The organism is Pseudomonas sp. GW704-F2 (assembly GCF_059423025.1).
This window is the reverse complement of the sequence record NZ_JBWKXO010000006.1, coordinates 140,227-165,072: the sequence shown is the minus strand read 5'-3', so window position 1 is coordinate 165,072 and position 24,846 is coordinate 140,227. Positions and strand designations below refer to the sequence as shown.

Sequence of the window (24,846 nt, the reverse complement as noted above, 5' to 3'; positions counted from 1 at the left end):
GAAGAAAGATGGAATTCGCTTTCTATTTCGCATCGGGTATTGCAGTGGTGTCCACGCTTCGCGTGGTCACCAACACCAACCCCGTGCACGCCCTGCTCTACCTGATCATTTCGCTGATCGCCGTGGCCATGACCTTTTTCAGCCTCGGCGCACCGTTCGCCGGTGTACTGGAAGTGATCGCCTACGCTGGCGCCATCATGGTGCTGTTCGTGTTTGTGGTGATGATGCTCAACCTCGGGCCGGCCTCGGTCGCCCAGGAACGCGTCTGGCTCAAGCCGGGCATCTGGCTCGGCCCGGTGGTCCTCGCCGCGCTGCTGCTGGCTGAACTGCTGTATGTCCTGTTCGCTCACCAGAGCGGCCAGGCCATCGGCCACACCACCGTTGGCGCGAAGGCCGTGGGCGTCAGCCTGTTCGGCCCGTATCTGCTGGTGGTCGAACTGGCTTCGATGCTGCTGCTCGCCGCAGTCATCACCGCCTTCCACTTGGGCCGTAACGAAGCCAAGGAGCAATGATGATGCCTGCTATCCCTTTGGAGCATGGTCTGGCGGTCGCCGGCATCCTGTTCTGCCTTGGCCTGGTCGGCCTGATGGTTCGCCGTAACATTTTGTTCGTGTTGATGAGCCTGGAAGTCATGATGAACGCTGCGGCACTGGCGTTCATCGTGGCAGGTAGCCGTTGGGGCCAGCCGGATGGACAAGTCATGTTCATCCTGGTGATCAGCCTGGCAGCCGCCGAGGCCAGTATTGGCCTGGCGATCCTGCTGCAACTGTATCGTCGCTTCCACACGCTTGATATCGACGCTGCCAGTGAGATGCGCGGATGAACATGATCTTTCTGACTTTCGTATTTCCCCTGATCGGTTTCCTGCTGCTGTCGTTCTCTCGCGGACGCTGGTCGGAAAACCTCTCGGCCCTGGTCGGCGTGGGCTCCATCGGCCTGTCGGCGATTGTCGCCGCCTACGTCATCTGGCAATTCAACGTCGCGCCGCCGGAAGGCGGCCACTACACCCTGGTGTTGTGGCAGTGGATGTCGGTGGAGGGCTTCAAGCCCAACTTCGCCCTCTACGTCGACGGCCTGTCGATCACCATGCTCGGCGTGGTGGTGGGTGTAGGTTTCCTGATCCACCTGTTCGCGTCCTGGTACATGCGCGGTGAAGCCGGTTACTCGCGCTTCTTCGCGTACACCAACCTGTTTATCGCCAGCATGCTGTTCCTGGTGCTGGGCGATAACCTGTTGTTCCTGTACTTCGGCTGGGAAGGCGTGGGCCTGTGCTCGTACCTGTTGATCGGTTTCTACTACAGCAACCGCAACAACGGTAACGCGGCACTCAAAGCCTTTATCGTGACCCGGATCGGCGACGTGTTCATGGCCATCGGCCTGTTCATCCTGTTCCAACAGGTGGGCACGCTGAACATCCAGGAACTGCTGGTGCTGGCACCGCAGAAATTCCAGGTCGGCGACTTCTGGATCACCCTGGCGACCCTGATGCTGTTGGGCGGCGCCGTGGGTAAATCCGCGCAACTGCCGCTGCAAACCTGGCTGGCGGATGCGATGGCCGGCCCGACGCCTGTTTCGGCACTGATCCACGCCGCAACGATGGTGACCGCGGGTGTCTACCTGATCGCCCGTACCCACGGCCTGTTCACCCTGGCGCCGGACGTCCTGCACCTGGTGGGCGTGGTCGGCGGCGTGACCCTGGTACTGGCCGGCTTCGCCGCGCTGGTGCAGACCGACATCAAGCGTATCCTCGCCTACTCGACCATGAGCCAGATCGGCTACATGTTCCTGGCCCTGGGCGTCGGCGCCTGGGACGCGGCGATCTTCCACCTGATGACCCACGCGTTCTTCAAGGCCCTGCTGTTCCTCGCCTCCGGTGCGGTGATCGTCGCCTGCCACCACGAGCAGAACATCTTCAAGATGGGCGGCCTGTGGAAGAAACTGCCACTGGCCTACGCCAGCTTCATCGTCGGTGGTGCCGCACTCGCAGCCCTGCCATTGGTGACCGCCGGTTTCTACTCGAAAGACGAAATCCTCTGGGAAGCCTTTGCCAGCGGTAACCAGAACCTGCTCTACGCAGGCCTGGTGGGTGCGTTCATGACCTCGCTGTACACCTTCCGCCTGATCTTCATCACCTTCCACGGTGAAGCCAAGACCGAAGCACACGCAGGCCACGGCATCTCCCATTGGCTGCCACTGTCGGTGCTGATCATCCTGTCGACCTTCATCGGCGCCATGATCACCCCGCCACTGGCCGGCGTACTGCCGGAAAGCGTCGGCCATGCCGGCGGCGAAGCCCAGCACAGCCTGGAAATCGCCTCGGGCGCCATTGCCATCGCGGGTATCCTGCTGGCGGCCCTGCTGTTCCTCGGCAAGCGTCGCTTCGTCACTGCCGTCGCCAACAGTGGCATCGGCCGTTTCCTTTCGGCCTGGTGGTTCGCCGCCTGGGGCTTCGACTGGATCTACGACAAACTGTTCGTCAAGCCTTACCTTGCGATCAGCCACGTACTGCGCAAAGACCCGCTCGACCAGACCATCGGTTTGATCCCGCGTGCCGCCAAGGCTAGCCACACCGCCCTGAGCCGCAGCGAGACTGGCCAATTACGTTGGTATGCAGCTTCCATGGCGGCCGGTGCCGTTCTGGTGATCGGCGCCATCGTTGTGGTAGCGGTCTGACCATGTCTAAGTACATTGCGAACTTTGCGAACTTGCGAAAGGAAACGAGCCCGTCATGATTCTGCCCTGGCTAATCCTGATCCCCTTTATCGGCGGCCTGCTCTGCTGGATGGGTGAACGCTTCGGCGCCACCCTCCCCCGCTGGATTGCGTTGCTGACCATGTCCCTGGAACTCGCGCTCGGCCTCTGGCTGTGGGCCCATGGCGACTATTCATTTGCTCCGGCGCCTGGCGCCGATCCGACCTGGGCGCTTGAGTTCAAGCACGTCTGGATCCAGCGCTTCGGCATCAACGTACACCTGGCCCTCGACGGCCTGTCGTTGCTGATGATCCTGCTGACCGGCCTGCTGGGTGTCCTCTCGGTACTCTGCTCCTGGAAAGAGATCCAGCGTCACGTGGGCTTCTTCCACCTGAACCTGATGTGGATCCTGGGCGGCGTGGTCGGCGTGTTCCTCGCCCTCGACCTGTTCATGTTCTTCTTCTTCTGGGAAATGATGCTGGTGCCGATGTACTTCCTCATCGCGCTCTGGGGTCATAGTTCTTCGGACGGCAAGAAAACCCGGATCTACGCGGCGACCAAGTTCTTCATCTTCACCCAGGCTTCCGGCCTGATCATGTTGGTGGCGATCCTCGGTCTGGTCTTGGTCAACTTCAACAGCACGGGCGTGATTACCTTCAACTACGCCGATCTGTTGAAAACCAAGATGTCCCTGACCACCGAGTACATCCTGATGCTGGGCTTCTTCATCGCCTTCGCGGTGAAGCTGCCGGTGGTGCCGTTCCACTCCTGGCTGCCGGATGCCCACGCCCAGGCGCCGACCGCCGGTTCCGTGGACTTGGCCGGTATCCTGCTGAAGACGGCGGCCTACGGCCTGCTGCGTTTCGCCCTGCCGCTGTTCCCGAATGCCTCGGCCGAGTTCGCGCCGATCGCCATGACCCTGGGTCTGATCGGGATCTTCTACGGTGCGTTCCTGGCCTTCGCGCAAACCGACATCAAGCGTCTGGTTGCCTTCTCGTCCGTTTCCCACATGGGTTTCGTACTGATCGGTATCTACTCCGGCAGCCAGGTGGCGTTGCAAGGCGCCGTGATCCAGATGTTGGCGCACGGTGTTTCAGCTGCCGCACTGTTTATCCTCAGTGGTCAGTTGTACGAGCGCCTGCACACCCGTGACATGCGTGAGATGGGTGGCGTGTGGTCGCGCATCGCCTACCTGCCGGCGATCAGCCTGTTCTTTGCCGCCGCGTCCCTGGGCTTGCCGGGCACCGGTAACTTCATCGGCGAGTTCCTGATCCTGATGGGGACCTTCGTGCAGACACCGTGGATCAGCGCCATCGCCACTTCCGGCCTGGTATTCGGTTCGGTCTACTCGCTGATCATGATCCACCGTGCGTACTTCGGTCCGGCCAAGTCCGACACCGTCCTGCGCGGGATGGATGCTCGCGAACTGATCATGGTGCTCGGTATGGCGGTCCTGCTGATCTACATCGGCGTGTACCCACAACCGTTCCTGGACACTTCTGCCGCAACGATGCATGGCGTGCAGCAGTGGTTCGGCACCGCCTTCTCTCAACTCGCTTCGGCCCGGTAAGAGCGCTATGGAATTCACGATCCAACACTTTATCGCGCTTGCGCCGCTGCTGATCACCAGCCTCACCATTGTGGTGGTGATGCTGTCGATCGCCTGGCGTCGCAATCATGCGCAAACCTTCCTGCTGTCCTGTGCGGGTTTGAACCTGGCCTTGCTGTCGATCATCCCGGCACTCAAGGTCGCGCCCCTGGCGGTGACCCCGCTGATGATGATCGATGACTTCGCGCTGCTGTATATCGCGTTGATCCTCGTCGCCACCCTGGCCTGCGTCACCCTCGCCCACGCCTACCTCGGCGAAGGCGGCACCGGCTACCCGGGCAACCGCGAAGAGCTGTACCTGCTGATCCTGCTGGCTGCGGCCGGCGGTATCGTGCTGGTCAGCGCGCAGCACCTGGCCGGTTTGTTCATCGGTCTGGAACTGCTGTCGATCCCGACCTACGGCCTGGTGGCCTACGCCTTCTTCAACAAGCGCTCCCTGGAAGCCGGCATCAAATACATGGTGCTGTCGGCCGCCGGTTCCGCGTTCCTGTTGTTCGGTATGGCCCTGCTCTACGCCGAAGCCGGCAGCCTGAGCTTCACCGGTATCGGCCACGCCCTGGCGGCCACCAGCATGCCTGCGCCGATCGCCCAACTGGGCCTGGCGATGATGCTGATCGGCCTGGCTTTCAAACTGTCGCTGGTGCCCTTCCACCTGTGGACACCGGACGTGTACGAAGGCGCTCCGGCGCCGGTGGCCGCGTTCCTGGCCACGGCGACGAAAGTTGCGGTGTTTGCGGTGGTAGTGCGTCTGTTCCAGATCTCCCCGGCGGCCAACACCGGCGTGTTGAGCGACGTACTGAGCGTGATCGCCGTTGCCTCGATCCTGTTCGGTAACCTGCTGGCGCTGACCCAGAACAACCTCAAGCGTCTGCTGGGTTACTCGTCCATCGCCCACTTCGGCTACCTGCTGATCGCCCTGGTGGCGAGCAAAGGCCTGGCCCTGGAAGCGATCGGCGTGTATCTGGTCACCTACGTGATCACCAGCCTCGGCGCCTTCGGTGTCATCACCCTGATGTCCTCGCCTTACAAAGGCCGTGACGCCGACGCCCTGTACGAATACCGCGGCCTGTTCTGGCGCCGTCCGTACCTGACCGCCGTGTTGACCCTGATGATGCTGTCCCTGGCCGGTATCCCGCTGACTGCGGGCTTTATCGGCAAGTTCTACATCATCGCGACCGGCGTTGAAGCGCATCAATGGTGGCTGGTTGCCTCGCTCATCCTGGGTAGCGCCATCGGCGTGTTCTACTACCTGCGCGTGATGGTCACCCTGTACCTGATCGAGCCAAACCTGCGTCGTGTGGATGCCGAGCTGCACTGGGAACAGAAAGCCGGTGGCGTGATGCTGCTGGCCATCGCCGTGCTCGCCTTCTTCCTCGGCGTGTACCCACAACCGTTGCTCACTTTGGTGCAGCACGCGGTACTGGGCGTTTGATCGCTTAGCGGTATGCAGTAAACAGAAACGGCACCTTCGGGTGCCGTTTTTGCGTTTATGGGCCAGAGAAGATGCGGCCTCAATGCGTCTAAAGATTGGCCGACACTAAACCATCGAGCGTTTCGCGAAGCCGCTGATGCACCGGCAAACGAAGGCCAAAGGTGCCGCGCAGCACATCAAGCAATTCATCGGCACTGGCTATCGCGCGTTTTTCGCTGGGACCGTCCAGGGAGTGCATCGCGTAGTGGCCGTTGTTCAAGGTGTGACGCTTACCCGGCGCGAGCAGTGCCACTTTCAACTGACCGAGAAACGGCGAGTCCGCGTGGGTGGAGACGTACCAGTTGCCGATTTCATAATCGATGTCTGCCTGCACCTGCAGGTCGAACACATACAAGCCACGCCACTCCCCGCCGACCTCGGCCCACAGGGTGTAGCTGCCGTGCTTAACGGTCAGCCGAAAGGGTTCGTGGGCGGTGGCCTGGATCGCTTCGCTGTCCAGGCGTAACGGGCTGCTCGGCACCATGCCGCCAAAGCCGACGTCGCAGATATAGCGCACACCGTCCACCGTCACCAGGCTCAGGCGATGGGTACGCGCGGTGTGTGCGTCCGGTGGCCCGCCCATCACGACCCGTCCGGTGATGCCGCGTGCGTCGAAGCCCAACTCCTGCAGCAGTTCCAGAAACAGTTGGTTCAGTTCATAGCAATACCCGCCGCGTCCATCGAGCAATACTTTTTGTTCGACGCTGGGCAGGTCGATCGGCACCGGCAAGCGCAGCAGGGTCGACAGGCTTTCAAAGGCGAACGTACACACATGCCGCAATTGCAGGTCCCGCAAGGTTTGCAGAGTCGGCGGTGGCGGCGCAGCGTAGCCCAGGCGTTGCAGGTACAGGTGGCTTTGGGTCAGGCGGGACATGACGCGATCCTTGGGCGCGTGGCGAAGGCCCCACTATGCCGCCCGGACCGGCAATTTGTCATTTCGAATGAACCTTTTTAAATGCTTTCCTATCCATCTATAACAAGACAGGGAGGCAACATGAGTAGCGCAAAAATCTACACCATTACCTATCAACTGCACGGTCAACCGAAGTCTTTCGTGGTGCGTGCCGAAGTGATGAATAACGCCGAGGCCTGGCACTGGGCGGCCGTTGATGCCGATATTGCGCATGTCAGCCGCATCGGTCGGGTCGGCCACGAACAGGTGAAAAAAACCACCCGGCCCTGGGCCGAGAAGTACGGCATCACCGACGTCAACTGGGTACCGCCCAAATAAACAAACGCCCCGTTCAACGACGGGGCTTTTTTTTCGACAGCATTTGGTTGCTCACGCTCTTTCGGGGCATTGCGTGTGCGATCCGGGCCGGGGCTGCTTGCAATCGATCATAGAGAACGCCCCACACGCCTTCGCCCAACGTGTTAACCGCACACCCCATCGCCAAGCATGAGAAGATGCCGCCCTGCCCTATCCCCTACAAACGCCAAGGAGATTTTTCCCGGATGTTCGAACTCAAACCCTGCGACCCCATCACCTACCGCCAGCAGACCCGTCGCAGTACGTTGATCGTGGCCGTGTTGTTCGTGGCCCTGGCGATGCTGTTGTCGAGCCTGGCGGTGATGCTGTTTGGCGAAGCCGGCGGCGACAACTTTCGCTACAACGTGGGTGGGGTGTTTGCCGGGGTGTTGATCACCCTCGCCCTGGTGCGCGGCCCGTTCTGGACCCAGCCATGGCTGGCGCCGGCGGTGTATGGCTGGCAGCTCAAGCGCAACCTGATGCGCGTGACCAACGTGATGCACAAGGTCACCGACCGCGTGCAAGCCAATGACCCGACGGCGCTCAAGGTGCTGCGGTTCTATCACCTGGGGCTGACGCAGATGCATGAGCTGGACGCCAACTCCAGCGCCCAGGTGCAGTTGGTCGGCGAGATCGAGGCACATAGGGCGAAGATGCAAGCGTTGGGGCTCGATACCGAGCAAACCCGTTTCGACCCGTCCTGGCTGGACAGTTTCAAAGGCGCTTAAGCCAACACCCCGATACGCTGCGCATCCGGCCAGAACAGCGCCGCCTGCCCACACGGCAGGCCGGCGGCATCGAGCAACGTCCACACCACACCGGCATGGATCATGAACGGCTGCTGATGTGCATCCACCCGCCAGCCGCTGTAGCCATGGGCGATGCCGTTGGCGCTGACGTGCTCCAATAACACCTGGCGCGCGGCGCGGTCGAGTTCCGAGGCGCTGAAGCGTGACGGCATGCCGATGAAGGTCTCCCGCGGGTATTTGAAGCACGCCAAGGCGCACGCATTGGCGTAGTTAAACCGCGGGTCCGCCGCGCCATCGTGGGCCAGCAGGCTGTAGGGCGCATGGGCATGCAGCCAGGTCAGGCGTTGCTCTGCGTCCAGATGCTCGGGCGCCGGCAAGCCCTGGCCGGTCCAGTGTCGATAGGCGTCATCCAGCACGCGTACACAGTCTTCTTGTCGGGTCACACACTACCTCACATTGTCAGTTGGAACGCTTTGCCCGCCAGCAGAACACGGCGCTGATGGCTATCGCGGCGCCCGCCAGGCCAAACACCCAAGGGGCCGCGGCGACCGGCAGCAACAACCCCGCCAGCAGCGGCCCGAGGCCGGCGCCGATATCGCGCCATACCGCGTTGGAGGCCAATGCCGACACGCGCATCGAACCGGGGTTGCGTTCGGCCACCAAGGTCGTCACCAGGGGCAACTGCAACGCCCGCAACACCAGCACTGCCGCCGCGCCGACGATCACCCAATAACTGCCGAATGCTGCCAGGGCCAAAGCGCTCAGGAACGAAAACAACAACAGCATCGACGTGGCGCCGAAGCGTTGCGCGGCGCGACCGCCCAGCGGGCTCAGGAGCATTTCCGAGACATAACGCAAGGCCATCAAGGCACCGGCGATCAACACCGCGTCGCCCCCGAGAAGCTTCTGTGCCTGGATCGACAGGCCAAAGATAAACAGCCCATCCAGCGCCACGCCTTCGATAAACGACCACAGCGCCACGCTGTCGGGCCACTTGAAACGGCGCCCCGGACTGCTGTGCAAATCATGGCCGACAGTAGGCAACCTCCGCGCCATCCACAAGCCCAGCAGGCAGCATCCGGCGAGAATCAGAAAGATCGGACGCGGTCCGGCCCATAAGGTCAGCCAGCCGCCGAGCGGCAATGCGAGCATCGGTCCGAGGGCGATCAAGGCCCGCGACCGCCCTGCCCGGCGTGCGGCCCCCGTCGGCTCGGCGGTCGCCAGCACTTGGGTCGACAAGTTCAACGCGGCAAAACACAAGCCCCAGACCAGCCGCAAGCCCAGCAATGCAGCGAAGCCCGACAGCATCGAGTTACCCAAGGCACACAGCGTCGCGGCACCGGCGGCGATCATGCAGGTCAGACGATCGCCGTGGCGGGCATAGAAATTGAGCACATGGCGGTAACCGAAAATCCGCACCAGTCGGTTGGCCGCCAGCAGCACCCCGGCCTGGGCCAGCGTGATGCCGAACGCCTGGGATTCCATGGGCAGCAGCAGATAAAGCAACACGTCACTGGGCAGGCATAAAGCCAAGGTCAGCGCGGCGCGGCGGGAGGTGCTGTCGGCAGTGCGTTGGGCCTGGCTTGCCATAAATCTGAAACATCCCGAAATATTCAGGTCGCCACCGTAGCCTTCTCGAACGGCTTTTTACAACGCTCGATTAAACCTTTTTGTCATACGGCAACAACCGCAGGCCGCTGGCCACACTGCCCACCAACGCAAACGCACAGCCCAGCCACAACGCGTAGTGCGGGCCGCTGCCCAGGGACCAGTGAAAACACAACGCCACCAACGACGCTCCCAGCGTCTGCCCCAACAACCGCGAGATCGCCACAATGCCACTGGCCCCGCCGCTGCGGGCCAAGGGTGCGCTGGTCATCAATGCCTTGAGGTTGGGCGACTGGAAGAACCCGAAACCGGCTCCGCACAAGGCCATGCGCCAGCCGATCTCGAACGCCGACGCATCATTGTGCAACGTCGCCAGGGCCGCCATGCCCACGCTCAGCATCAACAGGCCGATCCCACACAACAGGCCGAGGGACACGCGGTCGGCCAGGCGCCCGGCGACCAACGCCATCACCGCCACCACCGCAGGCCAGGGCGTCATCAGAAAGCCGGTCTCCACCTGGCTGTGCCCGAGCACTGCCTGCAGCAGAAACGGCAGCGACACAAAGGCCAGGCCCTGGGCACTGAAGGCGCAGATCGCCGTGAGCGAAGACAGCGCAAACACCGGGCGCTTGAACAAGTCCACTGCCAGCATCGGCGCCGGGTGCCCGGCCTGGCGGCGCAGCAGCAGCGCGCCGCAGACCAGCGCCAGCGCGATCAGGCCCAGGGTCAACGCACCTTGGGCGCCATGCACCGCCGTCCCCAGGCCAAGCACCAGCAAGGCGAACAGCCCGGCACACAACAGCGCGGCGAGGCGATCGAAGGCATGCCCGGCCATGGGAATGACCGGCAATGAGCGCAGGCCCAACATCAGCGCCAGCAAGCCCAGCGGCACGTTGATCAGGTACAGCCAGTGCCAACTCGCCACCGACAGGATCGCCGACGCCGCCGTCGGCCCGAGCGTGAACGCCAGCCCCACCACCAGCGAGTTATAGCCCAGGCCGCGCCCGAGCATGCGCGACGGATAGATATGCCGCAGCAACGCCGTGTTGACGCTCATGATCGCGGCCGCACCGAGCCCCTGCACCACCCGCGCCGCCGTGAGCGTCACCAGCGACCCGGCGATCCCGCAAAACAGCGACGATACGATAAACAGCAACAAGCCACCGAGGTACACCCGACGGTGCCCGAGCACATCGCTCAGCGAAGCGAAGGGCAACACCGTGGCAATGATCGCCAACTGGTAGGCGTTGACCACCCAGATCACCGACGCGGAGTCGGTGCCAATGCCGTCGGCCAGGGTCGGCAGCGCCGTGTTGACGATGGCCGTGTCCAGGGTCGCCATGCCGATGCCCAGGGAAATGGCGATCACCGCCGGCAGGCGTTTGTTCAGGGGCAGCCCATCGGCAACAGAAGACATGCACAATCCGCACAGGTGACAAAAGGCCTCCAGATTACGGGCTGCGACGATTTTTTCCAGTCGCCAATGCGTTGGCTGTCAACATCTTCATGTTGCCTGCACCCGTAAAAAAAACGCGCCAACTCCGTATCGGTGATGGCGCGTGGGCTGACGCAATGACCCAGGCAAACGCCTGGTCAGATCAACACGGCACTCAGGTCCAGGCGCCCGTCCTTGAGCGGCGGGCACCAGTAATAGCCGCCGGTCAACGGTGTGCTGATGCGGTACAGGCCGTCGACGATGCCGTCTTCCAACCCGCTCATGCGGTGCAGTTGCGCTTCAAACGCATCGAAGGAATGCCCGAACGCGAGGAACATCAAGCCAGCCTGGCCGTTTTCTGCCCAAGGCATCGAGCGGCGCACCACGAACGCTTCCGGGGTGAAGCTTTCCTGGGCGGTGCGTTTGGTGTGGGCGGACTCGGGCGCGTCTTCCAGTTCTTCGTTGTCGCCGTGGCGGCGACCGATGATGTGGTCACGTTCCTGGGCAGGCAACGCGGCAAAACCATCGAGGTCGTGCTGCCATTGCTGGATCGCGGCGAAGCTGGCGCCGCTGTCGGTCAGCGCGGCTTCGACGGCGGCATCGTCGTGGGGGTTTTCGGTGCCGTCTTCGTAATCGGTCAGGTCAAAACCGCTCTTGTAGCGGAAGCCTTCAGTCGACTGCACCAGGCGGAACGCCGGGGCCAGGGCTTTCTCCAGCGCACGGCTGCGCAAGAGCAATTCGCCGCGATCCACGCCATGCAGCCACACCCACAATGCTTGCTGCGTGGAGGGGTTGTGCGCGCCCGGCGCGCTGACGGCGGGGAATGCGCGCAGCCCTTCGATCCGCGCGCCCAGTGCGTTGACCAGCGGCTCACCCAGACCGACCACTGCGGCCGAATCCGTCCACTGCACCAATGCGTTCAACGCAGCAGGTACAGCGGCCAGGGAGTCCACGGCAAAAAACAGATGGCGTGCCTGTAAAGGCACCGGTGCGGCAAGAATGCCCGGCTGGTACTGACTCATGTGAACTCCTTCAAGAAAGCCTCGCAGTTTACCCGCCATGTGCAGCCGTGCGTACAAGAAAGCGCGCAAGCCTTGCCACAGAACCCGTTGTTGGGTGACTCTCTAGTCATGTTTTGCAACTATTTCAGGGGTAGCGACATGACCACCGATAACCTGCTCGCCCAGCTGTTTCCTTCCTGCGCCGCCGATATTCCCGAGCAATTCCGCCTGGGAGCGCCCATCGAACAGCGCGATTACCTGGTCGACGGCCAGTTGCAGGTATGGAACGGCCCCTTGGCCCAAGTCCTCAGCCCGGTGCAACTGGGTGACGAGCGCGTACAAATCGGCAGCACGCCGCTGCTGGATGCCGACACCGCCCTCAGCGCCCTCGACGCCGCCGTGCGCGCCTATGACCGCGGCCAGGGGGAATGGCCGACGATGCGCGTGGTCGACCGCATCCGCCACGTCGAAGCGTTTTTGCGGCGCATGCGCGAACAGCGTGATGCGGTGGTCAAGCTGCTGATGTGGGAAATCGGCAAGAACCTCAAGGACTCGCAGAAAGAGTTCGACCGCACCTGCGACTACATCACCGACACCATCAATGCCCTCAAGGAGCTCGACCGCCGCAGCAGCCGCTTCGAGCTGGAACAGGACACGCTCGGCCAGATCCGCCGCGTACCGATGGGCGTGGCGCTGTGCATGGGGCCGTACAACTACCCGTTGAACGAGACGTTTACCACACTGATCCCGGCGCTGATCATGGGCAACACCGTGGTGTTCAAGCCGGCCAAGCTCGGCGTGCTGTTGATCCGCCCGCTGCTGGAGGCATTCCGCGACAGCTTCCCGGCCGGGGTGATCAACGTGATCTATGGCAGCGGCCGCGAAACCGTCAGCGCGCTGATGGCCAGCGGCAAGATCGATATTTTCGCGTTCATCGGCACCAACAAGGCCGCCAGCGACCTGAAAAAACTGCACCCGCGCCCGCACCGCCTGCGCGCAGCCCTGGGCCTGGACGCGAAAAACCCAGGCATCGTGCTGCCCCAGGTCGACCTGGACAATGCCGTCAGCGAAGCGGTCACCGGCTCGCTGTCGTTCAACGGCCAGCGCTGCACCGCGTTGAAAATCCTGTTTGTGCATGAAGACGTGGTCGACAGTTTCATCCAGAAATTCAACGCCAAGTTGGCGACCTTGAAGCCCGGCATGCCGTGGGACGACGGCGTGTCGCTGACGCCGCTGCCGGAAGTGGGCAAGGTCGATTACCTCAAGGCACTGGTGGCCGATGCAGCCCAACACGGCGCCCGCGTGATGAATGCCGATGGCGGCGTCAGTCGCGGTTCGTTCTTCTACCCGGCGGTGCTGTACCCGGTCAACCCGCAGATGCGCGTGTACCACGAGGAACAGTTCGGCCCGGTGGTGCCGATCGTGCCCTACCGTGACCTGGAGACCGTGATCGATTACGTACTGGAATCGGATTTCGGCCAGCAACTGAGCCTGTTCGGCACCGACCCGGCCGAAATCGGACGGCTGGTGGACACCTTCGCCAATCAGGTCGGCCGCATCAATATCAACGCCCAGTGCCAGCGCGGCCCGGACACCTTCCCCTTCAACGGCCGCAAGAACTCGGCCGAAGGCACGCTGTCGGTACATGACGCCTTGCGTGTGTTCTCGATCCGCACCCTGGTGGCGACCAAGTTCCAGGACAGTAACAAGGCACTGCTCAGCGAGATCCTGCACAACCGCAACTCGAGCTTCTTGACCACTGACTACATTTTCTAGAGGACGCCTCGCCGTTGATTAACCTGCACTTGCCTGTATTTGCCCGGCGCCTGCTGCGCCCGCTGCTCGACCCTTACCGCCGCTATCGCCATGCCAAGCTGATCCACGCCGTGCGCGTGTCCATCGGCTTGCTGGCGACGATCCTGCTGACCACCGGCATCAACCTGCCCCACGGCGAGTGGGCGTCGGTGACCATGCTGGTGGTGATCGGCGGCCTGCAGCACCACGGCAATATCGGCAAGAAAGCCATGGAACGCGCCTACGGCACACTGATCGGCGCCAGCGTCGGTTTGCTGCTGGTGGTGCAGGAGACGTATGTGGGGCAGCCGCTGCTGACCTACTTGTTGATGTCGGTGGTGTGCGGGTTCTTCTCGTATCACGCCATCGGCAAGGGCGGATACACCGCCTTGTTGTCGGCGATCACCGTGTTTATCGTCGCCGGGCATGGCGACAATCCGCTGTCGGACGGGCTGTGGCGCACGGTCGATATCCTGATCGGTATTGCGTTGGCCCTGGCGTTTTCCTTCGCCTTGCCGCTGTATGCCGTGTACTCCTGGCGCTACAACCTGGCCAGTGCCTTGCGCGACTGTGCCGCGATCTATAACCGCATCATCAGCGGTCAATCGGTCACCGACGACGAACACCTTAAACTGCTCAGCCACGTGAATACGGCGATGCTGCAACTGCGTTCGTTGATGCCCTCGGTGTCCAAGGAGGTACGGATCTCCATGACCCAGTTGGACACGATCCAGCGGCATTTGCGCATGTGCATCAGCACCCTGGAGATTCTGGGCAACACCCGGCCGGACCCTCGCGACGAGCAGGCGATGGCGCGGATGCAGGTAATGTTGAAGGGCGAGCATCGGCAGATTCGCGTGCAATTGGTGGGCATGGCGCGCGCGCTGAGGTCGGGCGTGACACCACGGTTGGAGCGGCCGAGCCAGGCCACCGCTACCGAGCCGACATTGGATACGCCGGTCTACAGCGCATTGGATGGGTATCGGTTGCTGACCGTGCAATTGGCGGCAAATGTGGATGAGATGCGCCAGCAGTTGGCCAAAAGTGCTGGCCGCTGGAAGATCTGAACCTGAGGGCATTTAGCGCGTTTACCTGCGCCAACACTTTCACACTTTTTCTTACATATTTTTCACGACTTATTCACATCGCGGGACGTAGGGTGAAGCCTCATCCGTTACAAACGTTGTACATCAAGCCCGCCGCCCCAGCGGGCTTTTTTTTGTCCCGGATTCGAGCTAGCGCGCCACCTTGCCGGCGGGCGCGGACGCTTGCTCGCGAATGGCGCGCTGGGTATCGAGCACCTTGGCCAACGCCACTTGCGCCTCGGGGCTTTGCTGCGGCACGCGAATCGCCGCCGAGACCAGCGTGATCAACTTGGCCATTACTTCGGCATCCGTGGCCGGGCGGCCCAGGCTCATGGAGTTCATCAGCAGGCGCAGTTCGGTGCCGGCCATCACACCGGAAATCGCCTTGAGGGCAAATTGCAGGCGTACCCCCAGTTCGTTGCGCGGCAAGTCCGGCAAGGCCAGGGCGAAGGCTTCGAAGAAGCGCTGGAACACCGGCTGGTAATGGACCTTGAGGTATTCCTGGATAAACGGCGAGGTGTCGCTGTAGACCCGCCCCAGGAAACGAATGAACGAACGCCCTTCCCCACTCGCCGGGTCGCTGCGCTCCAGGCCCATGGCCGGGGCGAACAGCACACCGAGCAGCGTGTCGCAATCGAGGGGGCCGTCAGATTCGGCTTCGCAGCGTGCCAGCAGTTCCAGGCGCTGCTCGTTGAGCGGCTCCAGGCGCTGCATCAGCAGGGTTTTCATCAGGGCATCCTTGTCCCCGAAGTGATAGTTCACCGCAGCCAGATTCACCTGGGCACGCTCGGTAATCTGCCGTAACAGAACAGCGTCATACCCGTATTTGATGAAGAGAGCCTCTGTCGCATCCAGCAATCGAGTCTTGGTAACGTTTGGAGAACTGACTTTCTTCACGACCATAAAAGTTCCACGCGGGAAATATTGTTTTAAAAATAAATTTGATTTTTTATACCGGGGCCACCGCTCGAAAGCAAGTAGTGACACTGCGCCATATCAGCGCAAGCCTTGGCAGACGGGCCCGTCGAGGCTGACCAAAGGATTTTTGCGCGGTGGGTTTTGCCCCCGGTGCATTTATTTCAAAGGGTAAAAACCCTCTACAACGATGGCTGGCGGAGCCGGTTGAACGCGGTTAGTATTCAAAGAATATTTTAAAAACAAGAAATCAAACCAGTCCGTGACGTGTCCCAGGCAGCTCCCGAACTTGTTACAAATTTTTACCGGGGCAGCACGGCAGCGTCGAGACTGCAGGCGTAGTCATGATGACAGATACCCCCGCGCACCCAGGCTTGATCTCCCTGCAAGGCATCGGCAAACGCTATCAGCTCGCCGGACAGCACCTGTCCATCCTCAATGATGTGTGCCTGTCCATCGCCCGCGGTGACAGCTGCGGCATCCTCGGCGCCTCCGGCTCCGGCAAAAGTACCCTGCTCAACATCCTTGGCCTGCTGGATCTGCCCAACTGCGGCCAGTACCGCTTTGCCGGCCACGACATTTTCAGCGCCAGCCCGGATGAACTGGCGGCGATCCGCAACCAGCAGATCGGCTTCGTGTTCCAGAGTTTCAACCTGCTGCCGCGCCTCAGCGCATTGGACAATGTCGCCCTGCCCCTGAGTTATCGCGGCGTGTCGCGCCACGAGTCGGTGGAGCAGGCCCTGCGCATGCTCGAACAAGTCGGCCTGGCCGAGCGCGCGCACCATCGCCCCGCCGACCTCTCCGGCGGCCAGCGCCAACGTGTGGCGATTGCGCGGGCGCTGGTGGGCAAGCCCTCGGTCATCCTGGCCGACGAACCCACCGGCAACCTCGACAGCAGCACCGCCCAGGACATCATGGACCTGCTCCTGGCGCTGAACCGCGAGCAGCAGGTCACGCTGATCATCGTCACCCACGACGCACACATCGCCGAACGCCTGGAGCGCAAGATCCTGGTGCGCAACGGCGTGGTGCATGAGGCCGGGCGCCCATGAGCCTGCGGGTCGAGCAGAGCCTGAGCCAATTACTGCATGAAGCGTTCGTCAGCCTGCGCACCCTGGGCAAGCGCTCGATCCTCGCGCTGCTGGGCATCGTGATCGGCAGTTCGTCGGTGGTGGCGCTGATCAATATCGGGCATAACGCGGCGGTGGATGCCGCGCTGATTTTCAAGGACATGGGCACCGACACCCTGGTCGCGCAGTTTCCGCCCAAAGCCGACAGCAGCGTACCAATGCGTACCCGCCTAGACCTCGACGCCGTGCGCCAGGCAGTGCCCGGGATCGCGCACATCGGCGCGCTGAGCCTGTTCAGCGGCCCCATCGTGTTCCAGGGCCGCAGCGTCAACGCCAACTTCGTCGGCAGCACAGCGGATATCCCCGCGGCCCTGCGCCTGGCGCTGCGCGAGGGGCGCTTCCTGTCGGCGTTCGATGCCAACGAAACCTACGGCGTGATCGGCGACCAGATCGCCCAGGCCCTTGGCGCCCCCGGCGCGCCGTTAAAGCTGGGCGACCGCGTGCGTATCAACGATTACCTGTTCCAGGTGGTCGGCATCCTGCACCACCAGCCCCGGGCGATGCTGATGCCGGTGCAGGCCAACGAATCGCTGTTCATTCCCGCCGATGGCATGCGCCGCATCTACGCCAGCCCGCAAATCGGCAACGTGATCATCCGCGCCGCACCGGGCCAGGACATGGAACGCATCGCCCGGGACGCCGCCGCCGCGCTGCAACGCCAATTGACCGAGCACAGCGTCGACATCACGGTGCCCCAGCAAATGATCGACGGCATGACCCGGCAGAGCCGCACCTTCGCCTACCTGCTGCTGGCCCTGGGCGCGATCTCGCTGGTGGGCGGCGGTGTCGGGGTGATGAACGTGATGCTGATGAACGTCTCCGAACGCCGCCGCGAGATCGGCATTCGCATGGCGCTCGGCGCGCGCCAGCGGGATATCCGCAACCTGTTCCTGCTCGAAGCCATCACCCTCACCGCCGTCGGCGCGCTGTGCGGCGCGGTGCTCGGCATGACCGCCGCGTGGCTCTATGCCTGGCTGTCGGGCTGGGCCTTCGCCCTGGCGGTCGCCGCCCTGCCCCTGGGGGTGGGCAGCACCTTGCTGGTGGGGTTGTTCTTCGGCATTTACCCGGCGGTCTCGGCCTCACGGTTGCAGCCGGTGGAGGCGTTGCGCGATGAATAAACGCCTGCTGCTGCTCCTGGCGCTGATCAGCCTGCCGAGTGTCGCCGCCGATATGCTGATCCGGCCCACGGCGCCCAGCACCACGCGCAGCGGCTATGATCGCGGCGTCTCGCTGAATGCCCAGGTCACCGCCGTTACCCTGGGCGACGCGGTGTACCTGGGCCTGCGCAACAATCCGGCGATTCGCAGCGCCTACCTGCAGCGGGTCGCGCAGAAATTCGACCTGCGCGTGGCCGAAGACGTGTTCAACCCCAAGCTCACCCTCAACAGCTATTACCGCAGCTCCCGCGGCTCCGCCGACAATGCACGCAATACCAACGTGGCCCCTGCCACCAGCCTGCTGGGCGAGTACGGCACGCGCCTGAGCATGGCTTGGACCCAGCAACTGAATAACGCCAACCGGGCCGGTCGCTACCGCAGCGACGGCCTCGACCTGGCGCTCATCCAACCGCTGATGCGCGGCGCCGGCTGGGACGCGACCACCGCGCCGTTGCGCCTGTCGCGCCTGTCGGAGCAGGCCAACCGCCTGAACCTCAAGGCCACCGTGGCACAAACCATCAGCCAGATCATCGCCACCTACCGCGAGTTGCTGCGCGCCCAGGAGCAACTGAGCATCGTCCAGGACGCGCTGAAGCGCGCCAACACCTTGCTGGAGGTCAACAAGGCGCTGATCAGCGCCGGGCGCATGGCCGAGTTCGAGATCGTGCAGACCGAAGCCGATATCGCCACCCAGCAACTGGGCGTGGAAGAAGCGCAGAACCAACTCGACACCAGCCGCCTGGCCTTGCTGCGCCTGCTGGCCCTCGACCTGTCGACGCCGATCCGCGCCACCGAAGCCCTGGAGGCCAAGCCCATGCAGATCGACAAACGCGAGGCCTTCAACCTGGCGCAGAACCAGCAACCGGAATACCTCGCCACCCTGCTCGGCAGCCAGCAGGCCGACCTCAACCTGGTGATCGCCAAAGACTCCGGGCGCTGGCAAGTGGACCTGGTGGCCGGGGCGAACCAGATACGCAACAACTACGACAGCGACACCGGCAGCGGCAACAACCGCAGTTGGGACAGCTACGCCGGGGTGCAGGTGCAAATCCCCATCGGCAACATCAGCACGCGCCAGGCCGAAGTGCGCGCGCGGGTGAATGTGGAGGATCAGGCCATCCGCATCACCGACGCCCGCCAGGAACTGGAACGCAGCGTGAACAACGTGGTGCGCGACCTCGGCACGCGCTGGCGCCAGTACGAAATCTCCCAACGCGCCGTGGAATTGTCGCGGCGCAAGATCGAGATCGAACGCGAAAAACTCAGCGCCGGGCGCTCCACCAACTTCCAGGTGCTGAGTTTCGAGACCGACCTGCGCAACGCCGAAAACACGCAGCTCAATGCGCTGATCGCTTATTTGAACGCCCAGACCCAGCTCGATCTGACCCTGGGCATGACGCTGGAAAGCTGGGAAATCGCCCTCAATGACTACTAACCAAAAACGCCTGCTGGCGGCTGGATTGATCGTGCTGCTGGCGGCCGCCGGCGTTGCGGTGCAAAGCCATCGCAGCACCGCCGACCCGATCCTCCCGACCGAACAGTGGCTGGCGGTGACGCCTGGCGCGCTGGTGCATCAGATCGGCCTGGTGGGCAAGATCGAGCCCGACACCACCCTCACCCTCACCGCGCCGTTCGACGGCAATGTGCAGGCCAACCTGGTGGAGCAAGGCCAACGCGTCGACGCCGGGCAAGTGTTGCTGCGCATGGACCCGGCCCTGCTCGAAGTGCAACTGCGCGATGCACTCTCCGCGCAACTCAAGGCCCGGCGCACCGTGCAGGAAATGCAAGACTGGGACAGCAGTCCCACCGTCAGCCGTGCGCGTCGCAGCCTGCGCACCGCGCAAATGAGCGCCGACAACACCCAGCGCAAACTCACCGAAAGCGAAAACCTGTTTCAGCGCGGCATCATCCCGCGCAACGAACTGGACGACCTCAAGCAACAGACCCAGCAGCAACAACTGGACCTGATCGCCGCACGCGATGAACTGCAACAGGCACTGGAGCAAGGCAAGGGCGAATACCGACAGATCGCCGAGATGGAGCTGACCAATGCCACGGTGAAGTACGACGCGCTCTACCGACAGCTCGAAGACAAGGAGGTCAAGGCGCCCTTCTCCGGCATCGTGGTGCCCGCCCCCGGAAGCAGCAACGCGGCAGCAGGCGCGGGCAACACCAACGCCCCGGTGCAGGCCGGCAGCAAGGTCAGCCAGGGCCAGGTGCTGTTCGGTCTGGCCAATATCGAACGGCTGAAAATCGTCGCCAGGGTCTCCGAGCTGGACATCAACCAACTGCACCAGGGCCAGGCGGTGGAAGTGATGGGCGATGGCTTCGACGGCGAACGGTTGAGCGGCTCGGTGAGTGTGGTCAGCGGTTTGGCGATTGCCGGCGATACACAGGGCAGCGCGCAGTTCCCGGTAACCCTGTCGATCCCCAGGCTGACCCCGCAGCAATTGCAGCGGGTACGGCTGGGGATGAGTGCGCGACTGACCATCGTCACTTACAACAACGCGCAGGCGATCGTGATTCCGAGCCAGGCGATCCAGCCGGACATGACCGTCGAATATCGGCCGACGATGGACCAGCCGGTGGAACGCGTGACCGTGACCACCGGGCAATCGACGCCGCAGGGTGTCGAGGTATTTGGCCTAAAACCCGGTTTTGTGAAGACCCCTAGGTAGAGGAAGTTGCCCCCTCCCACCTTTAGATCGTTGTCAGCTTCAACGCCAGCGCCTTGGCCTGAAGCGCCACATCGGTCACCGCCGTGCTCTCCCACCACATCCCGCGCAGCGGCGGGCCCATGGCGAACAGGCGCCGGCTGGCCTGGCCCTGGGCATCCAGCACCGCCCCCGAGGCATCCGCTGCGATCCCCAACGCCAGCGGCCCGGGCTGGATCAACCCGCGTTTGAGCAACTGCTGGGGCAACGGCCGGGCTACGCGGCGCCAGTCGTATTCGATGCCGCTGGAATTGATCAGCGCCGCGCCCGCAACCTGGGTGATCGCTTGCTCGCCACGGTAACGCAAGCGGATGCTGACGCCGTTGACCGCAGGCGCCAAGCCCTTGAACGACGCCGCGCGAATGCGCAGGCGCCCTTCCTCATGCAGGCGCGCCACCAACTGCGCACTCAGCGGCGGCGAACGGTGGTGATGACTTTCCCACCACGGCCGCACATGCCGCACGAACTGGCGCTTCTCGCGCTCGCTGGCCTGGCTCCACAAACGGCCGATATGCGCGCGCACGGTGTCCAGCGGCGCCTGCCAATCGATGCCCTGCGCCGTCGCGATACGACACTGCCGACGCACCTCGCGCAGCAACTGCCGAGGGCTGCGCAGGCGGTGGTCGGCGGCGAGAAAATCGTCCCAGCCCGGTGGCTGTCGACGCACATGGGGCAGCAGGCCGTGGCGCGAGAACACCTCGATCGGGCCCCGGTGCCCAGCCTGTTCCAGGGACACCACGGCGTCGACCATGGTCAGCCCGGAACCGATGATCAGCACCGTCGCGCGCGGGTCGAGTTGGCTCATGGCCTGCACGTCCCACGGGTCGACTGCGGCGGCGTTCAAGCCGCTGGATTCGGTCTGCGGCGTGCGCGCCGCCGGGAACATGCCGGTCGCCAACACCGCCTGGGCACCGCGCAGTTGCTGGCCGTTATCCAGGGTCAGCAGCGTCGAGGCGGGGTCCACTTGCAGGTCGACCACTTCGGCGCGGACATGCTCGACGGTAGACGTCGACAGCGCCTTGGCCTCGGCCAAGCGTTGCTGCGCGTACAACCCGAACATCCCGCGCGGCGGGAACAGCTCGCTGATCGGCACATGCTGCTGGTCCGACTCCGGCCAGCAGCCGGCGCCGATGTAATCGGTGAGCCATTGGGTCAGGTCGTCGGCGTTGTCCGGGTCGACACTCATGCGCGCCGCATTGCCGTTCAAGGTATGGCCCAGCTCGACCGCACTGTAGGCCTCGCCGCGACCAAGTTCGGTGCGCGGTTCGATCACCAGGATCTGCCGCGAGCCGGGCAGGCGCAGCAGTTGCACGGCCAGCATCGTACCGCTCAGGCCGCCGCCGATGATCAGGACATCGGCGTTGCGGATGGATTCAGTCATGCCTGTTCGCCTTTACTGTTTACCCAGATAGATGTCATGCAAATCGCCCCGCGCCAACAGTTCGGCGGCGCTGCCGCTCAAGGCCACGCGGCCAGTATCCAGCACGTAGCCATGGGACGCATAGTTGAGCGCGACGTTGATGTTCTGCTCGGCGATCAGGAAGCTCACCTGCTGCTCGCGGTTGAGCTGCGCGACGATCTCGAATATCTCCTGCACGATCATAGGCGCCAAACCCATGGACGGCTCGTCGAGCAGTACCAAAGTAGGACGGGTCATCAACGCCCGGCCGATGGCGACCTTCGAGTACATGCACCATGCCCTGGCGCACCCGTTGGCTGGGGTCGACGCCGGCCAGGTCGTGGCCGGCGTATTCGATCACGCCACGGCTGACTTCGGCACGCTCGGCGCGCACCAGCCCGGAGATCGCCTTGAGCGTGGTGCTCTTGCCGGCGCCATTGGCGCCGAGCAGGGCGACGATCGCGCCCTTGGGCACGCTCAGCGACACCCCCGCCACGGCGAGGATCGCGCCGTCGTAGATCACTTCGATGTCGTTGACCGTCAGCGAGATATCCCGCACCTGGAGAATGGCTTGGCTCATGCGATGTCCCGTTTGAATTCAGCCAGCCACACCGGCTCGACAACGGACTTGCCCGTGCTGGGTGGCTGCCAGATAGAGGCCAGGCGTTGAAAGCCCAGCAGTTTGCGCACGCGGTTTTTCAGCAGACGGCGCAGAGCCGGCGGAGGTTTGAGTACATGCACGCTCATAGGGGTGATGCTCCTATTGGGTGGGTAAGCGTGCGGTGGTCCGCTGGCTGAATGAGGATTGAACGGAAAGTCGATAGCGTTGATATAAAGACTAAGCAGGAACCATGCCGATATAAAACGCCGCATAACCCAGGCGTTCATCAACAGTTATGAAGCTGACACAGCACAAAGTGCTTCTTCGCTGTTGCTGGAGCAACAGCGAATACCCTGCCAAGCGGGGTCGGAATTGACAAGTGAGCGGCATTCAAACATGTGTTCCGAATAACCATTTTCGCTATTAGAAACGATCACGTTATACCTGTCATTTTTGACAGTAGATATTGTATTGCCCGCTTAATAGACTCAAGCCGAACCCACATCACAACAAAGGAGAGCCGCTTATGAGCAGCTCGAATAAAACCAAGCCAAAAGCCACTTCAGGCACAGCCAGTGCAATAGTGAATGACGACGAGGACTTTAACAGTTTCGAGGGCACACGCTTCTATTTCTATCTGGATGAAAAAACAAACAGATGGTATATCTCAGGCGCAAGCGATGAAGACCATCTTGGTCAATATCAATATATTTCGCTGTGGTTGCCTAACGAGGGTGACGTTGTAAAAAAAACCTACGCAATCGTTGACGACCATGGTGCGCAGGGGAAAGCCAATGCGTCATGGACAAAAGCAACTTCCTCGTCATTTCGCCCTTACACCGCCATCAGCGGAAGTGTGACGGTCACGCTGAACAGCACCCTGCAGACAGTGGAGTCAACCTTCGAGTTTGCAGCACAAAGCGGTTCAAAAACAGTCTCTCTTACCCAGGGCGAGATGAAACTCCAAGGATTTACCGAGGACAAGAAAGCCAGAGCCAGCGGTTTGGTGGCGTGTAACCTCAGCGAGTCGATTAATGAGCGTTATGAGTCTAATGAGACAGGGTTTAATAAAAGAGGAGAGACGGGTAGTTTCCCTGCCTATCTACAGGCCTGGTCACGACAGTTCACATCGAAACCCGACTTTAAGGACTATGTATTATCCATCAACATAGCCGAAGGCCTTTCACGCGGCACCTACAGCTTTAGTCCTGAAAGCAAACAGGTCCGTCTGTTTTTCTTCCATATCCTTGAAGGTTTCGTTTGGAGCGCTGAAAGCGGTACGGTCACATTCAATTCAATTCCAGATTTCGAGGCGATTAAAGGCAAACTTTCTGGAACATTCAACTTTGTCGGCACCGCCGAACTTGGTGATGGCAGCCAACTCGTTTTAAGAGCTGACAATGGAAGCTTCAACCTGGAACAATAAACGTATTTGTCATCTTCCCTCGGGTGTTGCGTGTCATGCGCAACACCCGAGGGCCCTTTCGCTCGGTTGAATCAGGCACGCGCAGCAGTTCTATCTTTCTGCACATTTGCCAATACGCGATAACCGCTGCCTGGGTGGGACTCGGGCAACCTTGCACCTTCACCAAACAACTTCTCGCGCAACGTGCCCTGGGCGTATTCCTTCTTGTACACCCCACGCTTCTGCAACTCCGGCACCAGCAGTTCCACCGCGTCGATAAAGGTTTCGTGGGTCAGCGCATAGGCCAGGTTGAAGCCGTCCACATCGGTGTCTTCCACCCACTCCTGCAACAAGTCCGCGACCGTCTCCGGGCTGCCGACAAACAGCGGGCTAAAGCCGCCGATACCGACCCAGTCGGCCAGTTCCTTGGGCGTCCAGACCTTGCTCGGGTCCGCCGTGGAGAAGGCTTCCACCGCCGACTGAATCGCATTGGTATGCACATGCTTGAGCGGTTCGTCGGGCTTGAACTGGCTGAAGTCGATGCCAGTCCAGCCGGAGATCAGCGCCATGGCGCCTTCGTAGCTGACGTAGGATTTGTACTCGTCGAACTTGGCCTTGGCCTTCGCGTCGGTCTCGCCGACGATCACCGTCTGCAGGTTAAAGATCAGGATCTTGCGCGGATCACGCCCGGCCTCGGCCGCGCGGCGACGAATGTCGGCGACGGTGTTTTTCAGCAGCGTCTTGGACGGTGCGGCGACAAACACGCACTCGGCCTGCTCGGCAGCGAACTGCTTGCCACTTCAATAAGATCAGTAGGTTGCCGTCATTTCAAT

Annotated in this window: 21 protein-coding genes and 3 pseudogenes; 14 read left to right on the top strand and 10 right to left on the bottom strand. The window is 62.3% G+C overall.

What is annotated here, in order from left to right:
* The first annotated feature begins 8 nt into the window (after positions 1-8).
* From nuoJ to nuoN, 5 genes are read left to right on the top strand one after another with little or no spacing between them, the layout of a single operon-like run.
* Positions 9-512, top strand: a complete 504-nt coding sequence (gene nuoJ, locus AC07W0_RS07465; RefSeq protein WP_017848063.1) for an NADH-quinone oxidoreductase subunit J — start codon at positions 9-11, stop codon at positions 510-512.
* Positions 513-514: 2 nt separating this feature from the next.
* Positions 515-823 (top strand): NADH-quinone oxidoreductase subunit NuoK, encoded by a 309-nt coding sequence (nuoK, locus tag AC07W0_RS07460; RefSeq protein WP_026140165.1) that lies wholly within the window; start codon positions 515-517, stop codon positions 821-823.
* Positions 820-2,673, top strand: coding sequence for an NADH-quinone oxidoreductase subunit L (gene nuoL, locus AC07W0_RS07455; RefSeq protein ID WP_017848065.1), 1,854 nt, complete (start codon positions 820-822; stop codon positions 2,671-2,673). Before nuoK ends, nuoL begins: the two co-directional genes overlap by 4 nt.
* 55 nt (positions 2,674-2,728) lie before the next feature.
* The gene (nuoM, locus tag AC07W0_RS07450; protein ID WP_010566880.1) at positions 2,729-4,261 is read left to right on the top strand and encodes an NADH-quinone oxidoreductase subunit M; all 1,533 of its coding nucleotides are present in this window, start codon (positions 2,729-2,731) and stop codon (positions 4,259-4,261) included.
* Between the two features lie 7 nt (positions 4,262-4,268).
* Entirely contained in the window at positions 4,269-5,732 is a 1,464-nt protein-coding gene (gene nuoN / locus AC07W0_RS07445; RefSeq protein ID WP_017848066.1) for an NADH-quinone oxidoreductase subunit NuoN, read from the top strand.
* A gap of 88 nt (positions 5,733-5,820) precedes the next feature.
* Here the strand turns inward: nuoN and AC07W0_RS07440 are convergent, their stop codons facing one another.
* Entirely contained in the window at positions 5,821-6,645 is an 825-nt protein-coding gene (locus AC07W0_RS07440; protein ID WP_102617240.1) for an arylamine N-acetyltransferase family protein, read from the bottom strand.
* 120 nt (positions 6,646-6,765) lie between these two features.
* Here AC07W0_RS07440 and AC07W0_RS07435 point away from each other — a divergent pair, with 120 nt between their 5' ends.
* Positions 6,766-7,002, top strand: a complete 237-nt coding sequence (locus AC07W0_RS07435) for a DUF6555 family protein (RefSeq protein WP_046382905.1) — start codon at positions 6,766-6,768, stop codon at positions 7,000-7,002.
* A gap of 224 nt (positions 7,003-7,226) precedes the next feature.
* Entirely contained in the window at positions 7,227-7,748 is a 522-nt protein-coding gene (locus AC07W0_RS07430) for a DUF3087 domain-containing protein (protein WP_046382904.1), read from the top strand.
* Here AC07W0_RS07430 and AC07W0_RS07425 read toward each other — a convergent pair.
* From AC07W0_RS07425 to AC07W0_RS07410, 4 genes are all read right to left on the bottom strand, one after another.
* Positions 7,745-8,185 carry an MEKHLA domain-containing protein gene (locus AC07W0_RS07425; protein ID WP_017848070.1) on the bottom strand — a complete coding sequence of 147 codons (441 nt, stop codon included), beginning with the start codon at positions 8,183-8,185 and terminating at the stop codon, positions 7,745-7,747. The two genes, AC07W0_RS07430 and AC07W0_RS07425, sit on opposite strands and share 4 nt — an antisense overlap.
* Before the next feature lie 43 nt (positions 8,186-8,228).
* Positions 8,229-9,359 (bottom strand): MFS transporter, encoded by a 1,131-nt coding sequence (locus tag AC07W0_RS07420; RefSeq protein ID WP_102617241.1) that lies wholly within the window; start codon positions 9,357-9,359, stop codon positions 8,229-8,231.
* Between the two features lie 70 nt (positions 9,360-9,429).
* Entirely contained in the window at positions 9,430-10,794 is a 1,365-nt protein-coding gene (locus AC07W0_RS07415) for an MFS transporter (protein WP_046485032.1), read from the bottom strand.
* A 176-nt stretch (positions 10,795-10,970) separates the two neighbouring features.
* On the bottom strand, positions 10,971-11,834 hold the full coding sequence (locus AC07W0_RS07410) for a Dyp-type peroxidase (RefSeq protein WP_102651088.1): 864 nt from the start codon (positions 11,832-11,834) through the stop codon (positions 10,971-10,973).
* Between the two features lie 138 nt (positions 11,835-11,972).
* Here AC07W0_RS07410 and AC07W0_RS07405 point away from each other — a divergent pair, with 138 nt between their 5' ends.
* Positions 11,973-13,589: an NADP-dependent glyceraldehyde-3-phosphate dehydrogenase gene (locus AC07W0_RS07405; RefSeq protein ID WP_102617242.1), complete on the top strand. Its 1,617-nt coding sequence runs from the start codon at positions 11,973-11,975 to the stop codon at positions 13,587-13,589.
* Between the two features lie 23 nt (positions 13,590-13,612).
* The gene (locus tag AC07W0_RS07400) at positions 13,613-14,674 is read left to right on the top strand and encodes an FUSC family protein (protein WP_026140166.1); all 1,062 of its coding nucleotides are present in this window, start codon (positions 13,613-13,615) and stop codon (positions 14,672-14,674) included.
* A 168-nt stretch (positions 14,675-14,842) separates the two neighbouring features.
* Here AC07W0_RS07400 and AC07W0_RS07395 read toward each other — a convergent pair whose 3' ends face one another.
* The gene (locus AC07W0_RS07395) at positions 14,843-15,595 is read right to left on the bottom strand and encodes a TetR/AcrR family transcriptional regulator (RefSeq protein WP_017848076.1); all 753 of its coding nucleotides are present in this window, start codon (positions 15,593-15,595) and stop codon (positions 14,843-14,845) included.
* A 356-nt stretch (positions 15,596-15,951) separates the two neighbouring features.
* On the opposite strand from AC07W0_RS07395, the gene AC07W0_RS07390 reads away from it, so the two are divergent.
* From AC07W0_RS07390 to AC07W0_RS07375, 4 genes are read left to right on the top strand one after another with little or no spacing between them, the layout of a single operon-like run.
* Positions 15,952-16,659 (top strand): ABC transporter ATP-binding protein, encoded by a 708-nt coding sequence (locus AC07W0_RS07390; RefSeq protein ID WP_017848077.1) that lies wholly within the window; start codon positions 15,952-15,954, stop codon positions 16,657-16,659.
* The gene (locus AC07W0_RS07385; RefSeq protein WP_102617243.1) at positions 16,656-17,855 is read left to right on the top strand and encodes an ABC transporter permease; all 1,200 of its coding nucleotides are present in this window, start codon (positions 16,656-16,658) and stop codon (positions 17,853-17,855) included. The genes AC07W0_RS07390 and AC07W0_RS07385 overlap by 4 nt, the downstream gene beginning before the upstream one ends.
* Entirely contained in the window at positions 17,848-19,329 is a 1,482-nt protein-coding gene (locus tag AC07W0_RS07380) for a TolC family protein (protein WP_102617244.1), read from the top strand. The genes AC07W0_RS07385 and AC07W0_RS07380 overlap by 8 nt, the downstream gene beginning before the upstream one ends.
* On the top strand, positions 19,319-20,572 hold the full coding sequence (locus AC07W0_RS07375) for an efflux RND transporter periplasmic adaptor subunit (RefSeq protein WP_017848080.1): 1,254 nt from the start codon (positions 19,319-19,321) through the stop codon (positions 20,570-20,572). Before AC07W0_RS07380 ends, AC07W0_RS07375 begins: the two co-directional genes overlap by 11 nt.
* 22 nt (positions 20,573-20,594) lie before the next feature.
* Here AC07W0_RS07375 and AC07W0_RS07370 read toward each other — a convergent pair whose 3' ends face one another.
* From AC07W0_RS07370 to AC07W0_RS07360, 3 genes and pseudogenes are all read right to left on the bottom strand, one after another.
* Positions 20,595-21,989, bottom strand: a complete 1,395-nt coding sequence (locus AC07W0_RS07370) for an FAD/NAD(P)-binding protein (RefSeq protein ID WP_102617245.1) — start codon at positions 21,987-21,989, stop codon at positions 20,595-20,597.
* Between the two features lie 12 nt (positions 21,990-22,001).
* A pseudogene (locus AC07W0_RS07365) lies at positions 22,002-22,587 on the bottom strand (ABC transporter ATP-binding protein).
* Positions 22,584-22,727: pseudogene (locus AC07W0_RS07360) on the bottom strand (AMP-binding protein); the annotation flags it as partial. The pseudogenes AC07W0_RS07360 and AC07W0_RS07365, both read right to left, overlap by 4 nt.
* 407 nt (positions 22,728-23,134) lie before the next feature.
* Between AC07W0_RS07360 and AC07W0_RS07355 the strand changes: the two are divergent.
* Complete coding sequence (locus tag AC07W0_RS07355; RefSeq protein ID WP_102617246.1) at positions 23,135-24,034, top strand: hypothetical protein; 900 nt, start codon at positions 23,135-23,137, stop codon at positions 24,032-24,034.
* 71 nt (positions 24,035-24,105) lie between these two features.
* On the opposite strand, the pseudogene AC07W0_RS07350 reads toward AC07W0_RS07355, so the two are convergent.
* Positions 24,106-24,810, bottom strand: a pseudogene (locus AC07W0_RS07350) (LLM class flavin-dependent oxidoreductase); the annotation flags it as partial.
* Positions 24,811-24,846: the final 36 nt, after the last annotated feature.